Below are 15,039 nucleotides of genomic sequence, written 5' to 3'. Positions count from 1 at the left end.
TGGTCAGGCCCCTGTCTTGCTCAGGACTGCGGGCGCGTCGTGGTCTTCGTGGAACTCCAGTTGGCGGCGCCGGTTGGGGATGAGGCCCTCGGGCCGGAAGCGCATCAGCAGGACGAGTGCGAGGCCGAAGGCGAGGAGCTGGAAGTCGCCGAGGAACTGGAGTTTGTTGGGGATCAGGAAGAGCAGCGCGGCTCCGATGAGGGGTCCGGCGATGGTGCCCATGCCGCCGAGGACGACTGCGGCGAGCAGGAAGGCGGAGTTGGGCGGGGTGGTGCCGGCGAACAGGTACTGCTCGGGGGTCACGGTGTAGGTGACGTGTGCCTGGACGGTTCCGGCGAGGCCGGCGAGGGTGGCGCCGACGGCGAAGGCGATGAGCTTGACGCGGAAGCCGTTGATGCCCATGGCGAGGGCTGCCGTCTCGTCCTCGCGGATGGCGACCCAGGCGCGGCCGATGCGGGAGTCGCCGCTGCGTCGGAAGACGAGGACGACGACGGCCGTGATGAGCAGCATCAGGAAGAAGTAGTTGGCGAACCGGCCGATGGTGAAGCCGGCGATGTCGTGTTCGATCCCGAAGTCGAAGCCGAGGATGTTCAGGTCCGGGATGGACGCGATGCCGTTGGAGCCGTTGGTGAGGTCGGGGCCGGAGGTGCCGTCGGTGTTGTTGACCGCGATCCGGAAGATCTCGCCGAAGCCGAGGGTGACGATGGCGAGGTAGTCGCCGCGCAGTCGCAGGGTCGGGGCGCCGATGAGGACGCCGAAGATCAGTGAGGCGACGGCTCCGACGAGTACGGCGGCCCAGAAGGGGAAGTGGACGCCGAACGGTGAGCTGGGGGAGCCGGAGACGAGTGCGGCCGCGTAGGCGCCGACGCCGAGGAAGGCGACGTATCCGAGGTCGAGCAGGCCGGCGAGCCCGACGACGATGTTCAGGCCGAGGGCGACGGTGGCGAAGATGAGGATGTAGACGCCGAGGGTGGCGTACTGGTCGTCGGTCTGGGTGAAGGGGAAGCAGGCTGCGGCGATGAAGGCGCCGCAGACGGTGATGTTCTGGTGCCGTGCGGTGATCTGCGAGGCGTGGGCGATCAGGCCGGAGCGGTTCAGGGCGGCGAACCCGAAGCCGGCGGTGATCAGGAAGCCGACGAAGAGTTCGTCGTACTCGGTGCCGATGCCGTAGGTGAAGACGACCAGGGCGAGTGCCAGGACGGCGACGATGATCAGGATCTCGGCGTAGGACGGGAGGGCGCGCACGGGGCGCGGGCTGCCGGAGGCGAAGGCCGCCCGGAGGGTGGTCCAGCGGTGGCCGGTGTCGTGCTTGAAGCGTTCCCAGCCGGTTTCGTCGGGGTCGATGGGGTCGGGTTCGGGTCGTTCGAAGGGGAGGGCGAGGGCGCCGAGGAGGGCTATGAGGGTGGCGGCGGCGGCGAGGTAGCCGCCGGGTTCGAGGTTGACGAGGCCGCCGAGCTGGAAGCTGATCGCGAGGATGGTGTACCAGGCGGTGGCGAAGGTGCCGAGGGTGGCGTACTTGACGGCCGCGTCGGCGCCGGCCGGGGTGAGCCAGCGCAGTCCTTTGACGCCGTAGGAGGCGAGGGAGAACAGTGTGGCGAGCGCGCCGCCCACGAGGACGAGGACCTGGAGTCCGCCGGGGTAGCCGTAGTAGGTGAGGTCGCCGGGGAATTCGGCGGTCCAGGTCCACGCGAGGAAGGTGGAGACGACGGCGAGGGCGCTGCCGCCGGTGGCGAGGGCGCGGCCGAGGTGCGGGGGGATGCCGATGAGGCCGGTGGAGGCGTCCGCGGCGGGGGTGGCCGTGGTGGTCGAGGCGGTGGTCTGTGTGGTCATCGGTGTCACGCCCTGTCCGCAACGCGCTCGCCGAGCAGGCCCTGGGGCCGGAACAGCAGTACGAGGATGAGGAGGATGAAGGCCCAGACCTCGGCCCAGGACTGGCTGCCGAACTGGTGCAGGCCGGGGATGTCGGCGATGTAGGCGGTGGCCAGGGTTTCGACGATGCCGAGGACCAGGCCGCCGATCATGGCGCCGTAGATGTTGCCGATGCCGCCGAGGACTGCCGCGGTGAAGGCCTTGAGGCCGAGGATGAAGCCCATCTTGAAGTCGATCTGGCCGTACTTGAGGCCGCTGGCGACGCCTCCGACGGCGGCGAAGACGGCGCCGAGGGCGAAGGCGATCACGATGATGCGGTCGGTGTTGACGCCCATGAGCTTGGCGGTGTCCGGGTCCTGGGCGGTGGCCTGCATGCCGCGTCCGGTGCGGGTGCGCATCACGAAGTAGGCGAGGAAGGCCATGCTGATGGGCGCGGCGATGAGGAGGAAGATGTCGCCGGTCTGGATGGTGGCGCCGCCGATGCTGAAGGGGCCGCCTTCGATCTGCGGGAAGGCCAGCTTGGACTTCGCCTCGGGGTAGAAGGCCCAGACGGCCTGCTGGAGCGCGAGGGAGAGTCCGATGGCGGTGATGAGGGGGGCGAGGCGGGGGGCGCCGCGCAGGGGGCGGTAGGCGAACCGTTCCGCCCCGATGGCGACCAGGACCGAGACGATCACGGCGCCCAGCAGCATCAGGGGCAGCGCGACCCAGATGGAGGTGCCGTCGGGCAAGAGGTACAGATGGACCGTGATGGCGCCGAAGGCGCCGACCATGAAGATCTCGCCGTGGGCGAAGTTGATGAGCTGGACGATGCCGTAGACCATTGTGTAGCCGATGGCGACCAGGCCGTACATGGATCCCAGGAGCAGGCCGTTGACCAGCTGCTGCGGCAGTTCGTTCACCGCATGTCCTCCGAGACTTTCGGAATGTTCGACGGATGGGGCCGGATGCGAGTCCGCGCGGGGCGCCAGTGGAACAGCGCCCCGCGCGGCTCGTGGGAGTGGTGCTGGCGGTGTCAGCCGGTGAAGGTGCCGGACTTCACGGTGCCCCAGTCACCGTCCTTGACGGAGTACACGGTGAGCTGCTTGTTGGTGGCGTCACCGAACTCGTCGAAGGAGACCTTGCCGGTCACTCCGTCGAAGGAGACGTTCTGCATGGCGTCGACGACCTTGGCGCGGGCGTCGTCGGGGAGCTTCCCGTCGTTGTCCTCGACGACCTTCTTGACGGCCTCGATGATCGCCCAGGCGGAGTCGTAGGAGTAGCCGCCGTAGGCCTCGTAGGCCTCCTTGTAGCCGGCCTTCTCGTAGTTGGCGACGAACTCCTTGGCGGAGGGGAGGTCCTCGACGGGTGCGCCGACGGAGGTGGCGAGGTCGCCGGTGCCGGCCGCGCCGGCCAGCTTGATGAAGTCGGCGCTGTAGATGCCGTCGCCGCCGACCAGCGGGATCTTGGCGCCGGCTTCCTTGATCTGCTTGCTCAGCGGGCCGGCCTGCGGGTACTCGCCGCCGTAGTAGACGACGTCGGCGCCGGAGTTCTTGACCTTGGTGGCGACGGCGCTGAAGTCCTTGCTCTCGGGGTTGATGTGCTCGGTGCCGACGACCTTGCCGCCGAGCTTCTTGAACTCCGCGGTGAAGGTGGCGGCGAGGCCGGCGCCGTAGGTCTTCTTGTCGTCGATGACGAAGACCTTCTTCTTCTTGGCGTCGTTGTAGATGTACTGCGCGGCGAACGGGCCCTGGATGGCGTCCGTGGTCGCGGTGCGGAAGTACGACTTGTACGGCCGGACCTTCTCGGTCTGCCAGTTCACGCCCTGGGTGAGGGCGGGGTTGGTGTTGGCCGGGGAGACCTCGACCAGCTTGGCGCTGTCGAAGACCTTCTGCATGGACTCGCCGACGGAGGAGTTGAGCGGGCCGACGACACCGAGGACGTCGTCGTTGGCGACGAGCTTGGTGGCGTTCTGCTGGCCGACGGAGGCCTGGCCCTGGTCGTCGAGGGCTTCGATCTTGAAGGTGATGCCCTCGACGTACTTCTTCTCGTTGGCGGTCTTGGCCGCGAGGTCGACGGAGTTCTTGATGCCGAGGCCCAGCGCGGACAGGTCGCCGGTCAGCGGTGCGTCGACGCCGATGACCACGGTGGTGCCACCGTTGCCGGAGTCCGAGCTGCCGCCGCCGTCCTCGTCGCGTGAGCCGCAGGCGGTGAGGGTGAGTGCTCCCGCCGCCAGCGCGGCGGTGATGGCGATGAGTGAACGTTGACGCACGATCCAGTCCTTTCCCCTGACAGCCGCTTCCCGGTGGAAACAGCCGAGTCGAGCGCTGGGCCGAAGTGAGAATCAGGCGGCGCGGTGACTGGCGGTGACTCTAGGCGCGGGTGGGGAATGCGGAGGAGACTCTGGCCAATGCTGTGACGCTCTTGTTATGACACGACGTATTGCAGAGCGGTACTGAGTGGGGGGAAGGGCAGAATTCTCGCCGGTTTGCCCTGTCCGGATGATGAGAAACCGCAGGACCGGAAGGGGGTCGTTCAGGTGTATCAGCGGTTTTGGTGATTACCGGAAGTCGTTGCTGCAGGCGACTTCCAGGGCCCGGGAGAGGTCCTGTGCGTACCGCGGGCCGAGGATGAAGCTGTGTGTCTGTATTGCACGCGTATTACGTAGAGTTACGTCCAGGAAAGGGAGTCCGACGTTCCGCGGCACTTTTCCGCATTCCGCCACCTGCATGGTGATCGTGATCTTGCGGGGGGATCCTGCTTTTGTCCGGAAAGGGGTGCGTGGGCTGGAGATCACGGACAGTCCCGCGTAGGGCTGGGAAATGCGTGTGACGGTTACCGGAAGATCAGATTCCACGATCATCTCCACGTCGAAAACGAAGCTCCGCGAAGCGGTTCCCCGGCCGGTGGCCTGCGGTTTCAGGTAATGGATGACGGTCACCTGGGTCGGGTGCAGCGGGGCCGGCGGAGGGGCCGGCCGGGGCCGGGTGGCGTAGAGGTGGCCGCCGCCCGCGAGGACGGCGGCGGCCAGGAGCGTGGCGAGCACGGCCCCGCGGCGCCGCCCGTACGGCCGTGCGAGGGCCTCGCGGCGCGGGCGGGGCGGAGGGGAGGCGTCCTGGGCGCGGGTGCCCTCTCCCGGCTCCACCGGGCCGACCCCGCTCACCGCCAGGGTCCCCCGCCCGGTCCGCCGGTGCGATACCGGGCGGCGCACCCCTCGCGCGCCTGACGGTCGATCAACTGGCCGATTTCTGCCGTTCCTCGGCGCTCGGCGGCCCGCGCGGCGTCGACCACCTCGCGCAGGATGTCGTACTGCCCGCCGGACAGTCCCATGGACTGGTAGTCGCCGTAGGTGCGGCCCTCCAGCACCCTGCGCGACCAGTGGCCGACGAGCTTCGCGCACAGGTCCTCGTCGGACGTCACCCGCGGTGACGGCGAGGAGGGCGCCCCGCCGCCCGTTCCGGCCGGCGGGGCGCCCTCCGCGCGGCCGGAGCCGGCCGCACCGCACCCGGTCGCCAGGACGCCCGTCACGAGCGCGGCCACGAGACACGTCCCGAACGCCCCCGCCGCCGGCGGGCGGCCGCCTCCCCGTCGCATGTCCCGAACGCTAGGACCGCTCGCTGTCCGGAGGCAACGGCCGTGCGGTGCGGGGCGGTCGGGCCCCGCACCGCCGCGCGGGCTCAGCCCGCGCCGTTGACGCGCTCCGCGTCCTTCGGGGTCACGTCGCGCAGCAGACAGGTCAACCGCGCGGTGCACACCCGCCTGTCCGCCTCGTCGGTGATGACGATCTCGTACGTCGCCGTGGACCGCCCCCGGTGCACCGGTGCGGCCACCCCGGTGACCAGTCCGGAGCGCACGCCGCGGTGGTGGGTGCAGTTGAGGTCGACGCCGACCGCGATCTTGGAGCTGCCGCCGTGCAGCATCGACCCCACCGAGCCCAGCGTCTCGGCGAGCACGGCGGAGGCGCCGCCGTGCAGCAGGCCGTAGGGCTGGGTGTTGCCCTCCACCGGCATCGTCCCGACGACCCGCTCGGCCGAGGCCTCCAGGATCTGCACGCCCATCCGCGTGCCCAGATGGCCCGCGGAGAACAGCGCCTGCAGGTCCACGCCGAGCGCGGCGTACTCGTCGATGACCTCTTGCGGGAACTTCACGTGCTGCTGCTCTCCCATGAGCCCGGCTCCGTTCGTCGTGATCACTGCGACCGACCGCGCGGGCGCGCCGCTTCCTGCCGCGCCGCGCCCCACCGCGCTGTCGCTGAGCGAACGCTCAGTCGGTCGCAGATTGTTCCAGACGCACCACGACGGACTTGCTGGCCGGGGTGTTGCTGGTGTCCGCGGTGGCGTCGAGCGGCACCAGGACGTTGGTCTCCGGGTAGTACGCGGCGGCGCAGCCGCGGGCCGTCGGATAGTGCACGACGCGGAAGCCGGGCGCCCTGCGCTCCACGCCGTCCTTCCACTCGCCGACCAGGTCGACGTACGTGCCGTCCGCGAACCCCAGGTGCCGCGCGTCCTGGGGGTTGACCAGCACCACCCGGCGGCCGTTCCTGATGCCCCGGTAGCGGTCGTCGAGGCCGTAGATCGTGGTGTTGTACTGGTCGTGCGAGCGCAGCGTCTGCAGCAGCAGCCGTCCCTCGGGCAGCTCCGGGTACTCCACCGGCGCCGCGGTGAAGTTGGCCTTGCCGGTGGCCGTGGGGAAGCGGCGCTCGTCGCGCGGGGCGTGGGGGAGCGCGAAGCCCTCGGGGCGGGCGGCCAGGCGCGCGTTGAAGTCCTCGAAGCCGGGGATCACGCGCGCGATGCGGTCGCGGATCGTGGCGTAGTCCTTCTCGAACTCCTCCCACGGCACCACGCTGTCCGCGCCGAGGACCCGGCGGGCCAGCCGGCACACGATGGCCGGCTCGGACAGCAGGTGCGGGCTCGCCGGCTCCAGCCGGCCGCGCGAGGCGTGCACCATCCCCATGGAGTCCTCGACCGTCACGAACTGCTCGCCGCCGTCCTGGAGATCGCGCTCGGTGCGGCCCAGGGTCGGCAGGATCAGGGCCCGCGCGCCCGTGACGGCGTGCGAGCGGTTCAGCTTGGTCGACACGTGCACCGTCAGCCGGGCCCGCCGCATCGCGGCCTCGGTGACCTGGGTGTCGGGGGAGGCGGAGACGAAGTTGCCGCCCATGGCGAAGAACACCTTCGCACGGCCGTCGCGCAGGGCCCGGATGGCCCGTACGACGTCGTAGCCGTGCTCGCGCGGCGGGGCGAAGCCGAACTCCTTCTCCAGGGCGTCCAGGAAGGCCGGCGCGGGCCGTTCGAAGATGCCCATGGTGCGGTCGCCCTGCACGTTGGAGTGGCCGCGCACCGGGCACACGCCCGCCCCCGGACGGCCGATGTTGCCGCGCAGCAGGAGGAAGTTGACGATCTCGCGGATCATCGGCACGGAGTGCTTGTGCTGGGTGAGGCCCATCGCCCAGCACACGATGACGCGCCGCGAGTCGAGGACCATCCGCAGGCACCGCTCGATGTCCTCGCGCGTCAGACCGGTCGCGGTGAGCGTCCCGTCCCAGTCGGCGGCGCGCGCGGCCTCGGCGAACTCCTCGTAGCCGTGGGTGTGTTCGCGGACGAACTCCTCGTCCACGGCGCCCGGGGTGTCGAGGATCAGCTTGTTGAGGAGACGGAAGAGGGCCTGGTCGCCGCCGAGGCGGATCTGCAGGAACAGGTCGGTCAGGGCGGCGCCGGTGGTGAGGCCCTTGGGGGTCTGCGGGTTCTTGAAGCGCTCCAGGCCCGCCTCGGGCAGCGGGTTGACGCTGATGATCCGCGCGCCGTTCGCCTTGGCCTTCTCCAGGGCGGACAGCATGCGCGGATGGTTGGTGCCGGGGTTCTGCCCGGCGACGATGATCAGGTCGGCCCGGTAGAGGTCCTCCAGCAGGACGCTGCCCTTGCCGACGCCGATGGTCTCCGACAGGGCCGAGCCGGAGGACTCGTGGCACAGGTTGGAGCAGTCGGGCAGGTTGTTGGTGCCGAGCTCGCGCGCGAACAGCTGGTAGAGGAAGGCCGCCTCGTTGCTGGTGCGCCCGGAGGTGTAGAAGACGGCCTCGTCGGGGGAGGAGAGGGCGCCGATCTCCTCGGCGACGATGTCGAAGGCGCGCTCCCAGGTGACCGGCTCGTAGTGGTCGCCGCCCTCCGGGAGGTACACGGGGTGGGTCAGGCGGCCCTGCTGGCCCAGCCAGTAGCCGCTGCGGCCGGCCAGGTCGGCGACGGAGTGGGCGGCGAAGAACTCGGGGGTGACCCGGCGCAGGGTGGCCTCCTCGGCCACGGCCTTCGCGCCGTTCTCGCAGAACTCCGCCCGGTGCCGGTGCTCCGGCTCCGGCCAGGCGCAGCCCGGGCAGTCGAAGCCGCCCTTCTGGTTGACGTCGAGCAGCGTCAGCGCCGTGCGCCTCACACCCATCTGCCGATGGGCCATGCGCAGCGTGTGACCGATCGCCGTCAGGCCCGCCGCCGCGTGCTTCGGCTCGGCGACCTGCGGCGCGTCCTGGACCGGATCACCCTTGGGCGGCTTCGTGGCCATCGCGCACTCCCCTTCGCGTACACCTGTGAGGTGGTCCTCGATCCTCCCACGCGGTGCCGGCGGCGGTCGTGGCCGGGCCGCACGGGAAGCGGAGGCAGCACGGGAAGCGGAGACAAAGGGTGCGGGGCCCGCACCGCCGGGCGGACCGGCAGGGGCCCGACGGCGGTCCGGCGGCCCGGGTCCGGCGGCCCGGGGGCGGCGGACCGGGGGCGCGGGCCCCGGGGGCGGCGGCGCGGGCACGGGGCCGAGTGTCGGTGGAGCGTGGCAGGATCGGGGGCGTGGCAGAGACAGCATCGAAGAAGACCGACCAGACCTCCGGCGGGACCCGTCCGCGACTGATGCTCATGGACGGGCACTCGCTGGCCTACCGCGCGTTCTTCGCGCTGCCCGTGGAGAACTTCACCACCGCGACGGGCCAGCCGACGAACGCCATCTACGGCTTCGCGTCGATGCTGGCCAACACGCTGCGCGACGAGGCGCCCACGCACTTCGCGGTCGCCTTCGACGTCTCCCGCAAGACCTGGCGGTCCGAGGAGTTCACCGAGTACAAGGCGAACCGCTCCAAGACCCCGGACGAGTTCAAGGGCCAGGTCGAGCTGATCGGCGAGCTGCTCGACGCGATGCACGCCCCCCGCTTCGCCGTCGAGGGGTACGAGGCGGACGACGTCATCGCCACCCTCGCCACCCAGGCCGAGGCCGAGGGCTTCGAGGTGCTGATCGTCACCGGCGACCGGGACTCCTTCCAGCTGGTCTCCGAGCACACCACGGTGCTGTACCCGACGAAGGGCGTCTCCGAGCTGACCCGGTTCACCCCGGAGAAGGTGGTCGAGAAGTACGGGCTGACCCCCGCGCAGTACCCCGACTTCGCGGCGCTGCGCGGCGACCCGTCCGACAACCTGCCGGGCATCCCCGGCGTCGGTGAGAAGACGGCCGCGAAGTGGATCAACCAGTTCGGTTCGTTCGCCGAGCTCGTCGAGCGCGTCGACGAGGTCAAGGGCAAGGCCGGGCAGAACCTGCGCGACCATCTGGAGGCGGTCAAGCTCAACCGCCGGCTCACCGAGCTGGAGCGCCGGGTGGAGCTGTCCAAGGGCGTCCTCGACCTGGAGCGGGCCGCTTACGACCGCAAGGCCGTGACGATGATCCTGGACACCCTGGAGATCAGGAACCCCTCGCTGCGCGAGCGGCTCTTCGCCGTCGACCCCGGAGCCGGGGAGGCCGAGGCCGCCCCGGTCGTCGCGGACGGCGTGGAGCTGGAGGGCACCGTGCTGGGCACGGGCGAGCTGGCCGGCTGGCTCGCCGAGCACGGCACCGGGCCCCTCGGCGTCGCCACCGTCGCCGCCTGGGCGCTGGGCACCGGCTCGGTCGCCGAGGTCGCGCTGGCCACGTCCGCGGGACCGGCCGCCTGGTTCGACCCGGCCGAGCTGGACGAGGCCGACGAGCGGGCGTTCGCCGCCTGGCTCGCCGACGCGGGCCGCCCCAAGGTGTTCCACGACGCCAAGAGCGCGATGCGGGTCTTCGCCGAGCACGGCTGGAGCATCGAGGGCGTCACCATGGACACCGCCCTCGCCGCGTACCTGGTCAAGCCCGGCCGCCGCTCCTTCGACCTGGACGCGCTGTCCCTGGAGTACCTGCACCGCGAGCTGGCGCCCGCCGCCGTGGCCGACGGGCAGCTCGCCTTCGGCGCGGACGAGGGCGCCGAGGCCGAGGCGCTGATGGTGCAGGCCCGCGCGATCCTCGACCTGGGGGAGGCCTTCGGGTCCCGCCTCGAGGAGGTGGGCGCGGCGGACCTGCTCCGTGACATGGAGCTGCCGACGTCGGCGCTGCTGGCCCGCATGGAGCGGCACGGCATCGCCGCCGACCGGACCCACCTGGAAGCCATGGAGCAGATGTTCGCGGGCGCCGTGCAGCAGGCGGTGAAGGAGGCGCACGCGGCGGCGGGACACGAGTTCAACCTGGGCTCGCCCAAGCAGCTCCAGGAGGTCCTCTTCGGCGAGCTGGCCCTGCCGAAGACGAAGCGGACGAAGACCGGCTACACCACGGACGCCGACGCGCTGGCCTGGCTCGCCACGCAGACCGACAACGAACTGCCGGTGATCATGCTCCGCCACCGTGAGCAGGCGAAGCTGCGCGTCACCGTCGAGGGCCTGATCAAGACGATCGCCGCGGACGGCCGCATCCACACCACGTTCAACCAGACGGTCGCCGCCACCGGCCGCCTGTCGTCGACCGACCCGAACCTGCAGAACATCCCGGTCCGCACGGACGAGGGCCGCGCCATCCGCCGCGGCTTCGTGGTCGGCGAGGGCTTCGAGTCGCTGCTGACCGCCGACTACAGCCAGATCGAACTGCGCGTGATGGCCCACCTCTCCGAGGACGAGGGCCTGATCGAGGCGTTCACCTCCGGTGAGGACCTGCACACCACGGCGGCCGCCCAGGTGTTCGCGGTCGAGCGGTCCGCGGTGGACGCGGAGATGCGCCGCAAGATCAAGGCCATGTCGTACGGCCTGGCGTACGGGCTGTCGGCCTTCGGCCTCTCCCAGCAGCTGAACATCGAGGCGGCCGAGGCACGCGCCCTGATGGACGCGTACTTCGAGCGGTACGGCGGGGTGCGGGACTACCTGCGCCGGGTCGTGGACGAGGCACGGGCGACCGGCTACACGGCGACCCTCTTCGGCCGCCGCCGCTACCTGCCCGACCTCAGCAGCGACAACCGCCAGCGCCGCGAGGCGGCCGAGCGCATGGCCCTGAACGCGCCGATCCAGGGCACGGCCGCGGACATCGTCAAGATCGCCATGCTGAAGGTGGACGGCGCACTGCGGGAGGCGGACCTGGCGTCCCGGATGCTCCTGCAGGTCCACGACGAGATCGTCCTGGAGGTCGCTCCCGGCGAGCGGCCGGCCGTGGAGGAACTGGTCCGCCGCGAAATGGCGGACGCGGTCCGCCTCCGCGTCCCGCTGGGCGTCTCGGTGGGCGCGGGCCCGAACTGGGAGTCGGCCGCGCACTGACCCCGCCGGAGCGGGGGCCACAGGGGGCGGGAGCAGGCGTGGCCCGCCCCGGCCCCCGCTCCCCGCCGCGGGGGCGCGGGGCGGAGGCGGACCCGCGCCCGCGGGCATCCATCGCGGTGTCCACCGGACGGCGCCCGGCGCCCGGTGCCCGCACCGGGCGGTCCTCCCGCCCGCCCCGCCGCGCCCTTCACCCGCGTGGCCCCCGAGAAGCGGCCCCCCGCACCCCCGCCCGCCAGGATGCGGGGCATGGGCATACGCGTGCTTCACCGCAGAGCGATACCCCCGTGGGCCGGCGCCGACGGACCCGCCCTCGAGGCGTTCTCGCCGGTTCCGGTCTTCGCGGCCGCCGCGAGTACCGTCCGCCTCCCCACCACCCGCGTGACCGCCCTGCGGCACGCCGCGGCGGATCTCGGCCGCCGCGTCACCGACGGCCGGCGGCGCACCGACCGCGCCTCCACCGCCGCAGGGGCCGTACGCCCCGGCGAGCCGCCGGCCTGGCGCCTGTGGACCGAACTGGTCCGCGGCTACCTCGCGCTCGCCCTCACCCTGCTGCCCCGGCCCCGCCCGGTCCGCACGATCACCGTGTTCGTCGCGGCCGGCGAGACCCTCAGCGTGCGGCCGTACGGCCCGGCCGCCGCGTCCCGGCCGCTTCGGGGCCCGGCGCGGCCGGGACCGGACGCCACGCCCTGACCGCCAGCGCGTACAGCGGCAGCGCGAGGACGAGCCCCGCGCCCGCCCCGAAGCACACCGTCGGGATCAGCTCCCAGGGCTTCGCGGCCGAACCCCAGAAGGCCCACCAGCGGGAGGCCCGGTGCACCGCCGCCACCAGCGCGCAGCCGCCGAGCAGCGCGGCGGCCCCCCACCGGTCCGCACCCGACAGCACCGGCACCCCCACCGGCCCGGCGGACCGGGGCGTCCGGCGCAGCGCCCGCACCAGGAACGCGGCGATCACGAGCGCGGCCACCGCCGAACCGCCGTACTGCAGGTACCAGTACAGGGGTGAGCCCGCGATCTCCTCGCCGAGCACGGGGAACACCCGCATCCCCCACCGGTCCAGGTGGGTGAAGGCGTCCCACACGACGTGCGTCAGCGCGCCGAGCACCGCCGAGACGTACCAGCGCAGCGCCAGGGACGGCCGTACGCGTGCCCGGGGCGCCCCGCAGCGCAGCAGGGCGGCCGTCCGTCCCTGCCGGGCCCGCGGCAGCAGCGCCACCAGCGGTTCGCGCACCAGCAGCCACAGCCCCACCAGTGTCCAGGCGAGGAGCACGTCGACCGTGAACACGCCCGGGAGGGAGTGCGTGACGTCCCCGAACTCCATCGCCCCGGAGAGGACGCTCGCCGCGTAGTAGGTCAGGTCGGGAGCGAAGGAGCCCGCGACGAGCACGGCCGGAACCAGCGGGCCCCGGCCGGTCCCGTCGGCGCGCACGGCGGGCAGCACCGCCGCCGCGTGGCTCAGCGTGAACGGCAACTCGGCTCCTCGTGTCAGGCGTTGGCGGGGACCGGCGGGCCCCAGTATGCGCGATGCCCCGCACCGCCACCGGCCACGGATGAACACGGCCAACCGGCGGATATCGGGCATGAACGGGTGTCCGGGCAAAGGAAGTTGTCGTAGGGTCACGGAAGCCGTCGTGTCGGGGCGCAGGACGGGCGGGCGCGGGCGGAGGGCAACAGCGCACGCGCACACCCGCCGAGGGCAACCGGCGAGGCGGGCGAACCGTCCTCACAGGGCGGGACGACAGACGTCGACGGACGCTCCGGCGTCCACGGGAGGGGTTCACTCTATGGCGGCGCAATTCGGCAGGAGGCTGCGCAAGGGGGCGGCAACCACCGCCGTGGCCGCGGCGGCGGTGGCGGCCCTGTCCGCGTCCCAGGCTCCGGGGGTGACGGTCGACGGCCGGGGCGGACAGGCCACCGCGGACACCACCCCCGCGCCCGAGGAGACCGCCGACGTCGGCGCGACCGGCAACTCGCCCTACTACACGGACCTGCCGCCGCTCAACAGCCCCCACCCCTCCCCGTCCGCGAGCACCGGCCCGGGCACGGCCGGCAGGTCCGAGGCCGGCATACCCGCGACCGTCCTCGACGCCTACAAGAAGGCGGAGGCCGCGCTGCGCGAGGCGAAGCCCGGCTGCAACCTGCCCTGGCAACTGCTCGCCGCCATCGGCAAGGTGGAGTCCGGCCAGGCCCGCGGCGGCCGGGTCGACGCCGACGGCACCACCCTCAGCCCGATCATCGGCCCGCAGCTCGACGGCAACGGCTTCGCGCTCATCAAGGACACCGACGGCGGCGCGTACGACGGCAACAGCACCTACGACAACGCCGTCGGCCCCATGCAGTTCATCCCCTCCACCTGGGAGTGGGCGGGCCGCGACGGCAACGGCGACGGCCGCAAGGACCCCAACAACATCTACGACGCCGCGCTCTCGGCCGGCCACTACCTGTGCCGCTTCGGCTGGGACCTGTCCGACCGGGGCGACCTCAGGAAGGCGATCCTCAGCTACAACAACTCCACGGACTACCTGAACACCGTCCTGTCGTGGCTGGAGTACTACCGCAAGGGCACCCACGAGGTCCCGGACGGCACCGGCGCCCTGCCCGTCGACCGCAGCGACGACCACGACCGGGTGCGGCCGACCCCCTCGGCCCCGGCCACCTCCCGGCCGGGGTCCGGCTCCGGCTCCACGCCCGGCAAGCCGGCCGGCTCCGGCCCGAGCCCCAAGCCCCCCACCTCGCCCGGCACTCCGAGCACGCCGCCCACCTCGCCCGGCACCCCGAGCACGCCGCCCGGCGCCCCGAGCACGCCGCCCACCACGCCGACACCGCCGCAGACGCCCACCGACACGGTGGACCACCTGGAGAACGCCGGTACCGCGAAGCTCACCGCGCGGGCGGGCGACGTGTTCGACGAGAGGATCCGCGCCCGCGCCGAGACGGCCACCGGCAAGGCCGTGGCGGCGGTACGGATCCGCTTCACCGTCATCGGCGACACCGACACCACCTTCGCCGGCGGCGAGAGCGTGGCCACCGTCGTCACCAACGGCTCGGGCGTCGCCGTGGCGCCCGCGCTCCGGGCGGGCGAGAAGACCGGCGACGTCACCGTCCGCGCCACCGTCGTCGGCCGCATGGTCCCCGGCCTCGGCTACCGGGCCACCGTCACCGAGCGCGTCGCCGACACCCTCGTGCGCACCGGCGACGCGGAGCTCATCTGCGCCCCGGGCGGCGAGTTCGCGGACCGGGTCGAGGTGAGGGCCACGCACGACGGCGCCGCCGCCGGCAAGGTCGCGGCCACCGCCACGCTGATCACGTCGGCCGACGACGCGGCCCCGAACGACAAGGGCCCCTACTTCAAGGACGCCGACGGCCGGGCCGTCCGCACCCTGACCGGCCTGGAGACGGACGAGAACGGCCTGTTGAAGCTGCCGCGGCTGTACGCCGACGACACCACCGGCACGTTCCTGCTCCGCGTCACCACCGCGGGCGGGGCCGCCCTCACGGTCGAACTGACCGTGGCGCCGGCCGGGACGACGTCACCGAGCCCGTCCGCCGACCCGTCGGAGAGCCCCGGCGCGTGACCGCCGGCCCCTCACCGGCCCGGGGCGCCCCTCCGCCACGACGGAGGGGCGCCCCGGGCCGTGTCGGCCCC

At 72.2% G+C, this 15,039-nt stretch carries 11 protein-coding genes; 3 read left to right on the top strand and 8 right to left on the bottom strand.

From position 1 onward, the window contains the following. Window positions 1-3: 3 nt before the first annotated feature. The 7 genes from CP969_RS11115 to CP969_RS11085 all read right to left on the bottom strand — a co-directional run bounded on the left by CP969_RS11115 (window position 4) and on the right by CP969_RS11085 (window position 8,391). Window positions 4-1,830, bottom strand: a complete 1,827-nt coding sequence (locus tag CP969_RS11115) for a branched-chain amino acid ABC transporter permease (RefSeq protein WP_016826730.1) — start codon at window positions 1,828-1,830, stop codon at window positions 4-6. Window positions 1,831-1,835: 5 nt separating this feature from the next. Continuing rightward, the gene (locus CP969_RS11110) at window positions 1,836-2,768 is read right to left on the bottom strand and encodes a branched-chain amino acid ABC transporter permease (RefSeq protein WP_004989414.1); all 933 of its coding nucleotides are present in this window, start codon (window positions 2,766-2,768) and stop codon (window positions 1,836-1,838) included. A gap of 113 nt (window positions 2,769-2,881) precedes the next feature. Next, window positions 2,882-4,117 carry a branched-chain amino acid ABC transporter substrate-binding protein gene (locus CP969_RS11105; RefSeq protein WP_004989416.1) on the bottom strand — a complete coding sequence of 412 codons (1,236 nt, stop codon included), beginning with the start codon at window positions 4,115-4,117 and terminating at the stop codon, window positions 2,882-2,884. Between the two features lie 288 nt (window positions 4,118-4,405). Beyond that, window positions 4,406-5,008 carry a hypothetical protein gene (locus CP969_RS11100; RefSeq protein WP_016826731.1) on the bottom strand — a complete coding sequence of 201 codons (603 nt, stop codon included), beginning with the start codon at window positions 5,006-5,008 and terminating at the stop codon, window positions 4,406-4,408. Then, entirely contained in the window at window positions 5,005-5,439 is a 435-nt protein-coding gene (locus CP969_RS11095; protein ID WP_051044433.1) for a hypothetical protein, read from the bottom strand. Before CP969_RS11095 ends, CP969_RS11100 begins: the two co-directional genes overlap by 4 nt. 83 nt (window positions 5,440-5,522) lie before the next feature. After that, a complete protein-coding gene (locus CP969_RS11090) occupies window positions 5,523-6,011 on the bottom strand; it encodes a hotdog fold thioesterase (protein ID WP_004989426.1) in 489 nt (162 codons plus the stop codon). A gap of 97 nt (window positions 6,012-6,108) precedes the next feature. Beyond that, entirely contained in the window at window positions 6,109-8,391 is a 2,283-nt protein-coding gene (locus CP969_RS11085) for an FdhF/YdeP family oxidoreductase (protein ID WP_016826734.1), read from the bottom strand. 278 nt (window positions 8,392-8,669) lie between these two features. Between CP969_RS11085 and polA the strand changes: the two genes are divergently transcribed. After that, entirely contained in the window at window positions 8,670-11,396 is a 2,727-nt protein-coding gene (polA, locus tag CP969_RS11080) for a DNA polymerase I (protein ID WP_016826735.1), read from the top strand. Window positions 11,397-11,642: 246 nt separating this feature from the next. Then, the gene (locus CP969_RS11075) at window positions 11,643-12,086 is read left to right on the top strand and encodes a hypothetical protein (RefSeq protein WP_016826736.1); all 444 of its coding nucleotides are present in this window, start codon (window positions 11,643-11,645) and stop codon (window positions 12,084-12,086) included. Here CP969_RS11075 and CP969_RS11070 read toward each other — a convergent pair. Beyond that, window positions 12,004-12,864, bottom strand: coding sequence for a DUF4184 family protein (locus CP969_RS11070; protein WP_150474917.1), 861 nt, complete (start codon window positions 12,862-12,864; stop codon window positions 12,004-12,006). The two genes, CP969_RS11075 and CP969_RS11070, sit on opposite strands and share 83 nt — an antisense overlap. A gap of 313 nt (window positions 12,865-13,177) precedes the next feature. Between CP969_RS11070 and CP969_RS11065 the strand changes: the two genes are divergently transcribed. Continuing rightward, a complete protein-coding gene (locus CP969_RS11065) occupies window positions 13,178-14,968 on the top strand; it encodes a lytic transglycosylase domain-containing protein (protein ID WP_026085271.1) in 1,791 nt (596 codons plus the stop codon). The last annotated feature ends 71 nt before the right edge of the window (window positions 14,969-15,039 follow it).

This window comes from Streptomyces viridosporus T7A (genome assembly GCF_008704515.1).
In the GTDB taxonomy this organism is placed as follows: Bacteria; Actinomycetota; Actinomycetes; order Streptomycetales; family Streptomycetaceae; genus Streptomyces; species Streptomyces viridosporus.
The sequence above is the reverse complement of the archived record's forward strand: the minus strand, read 5'-3'. Positions and strand labels throughout refer to the sequence as shown.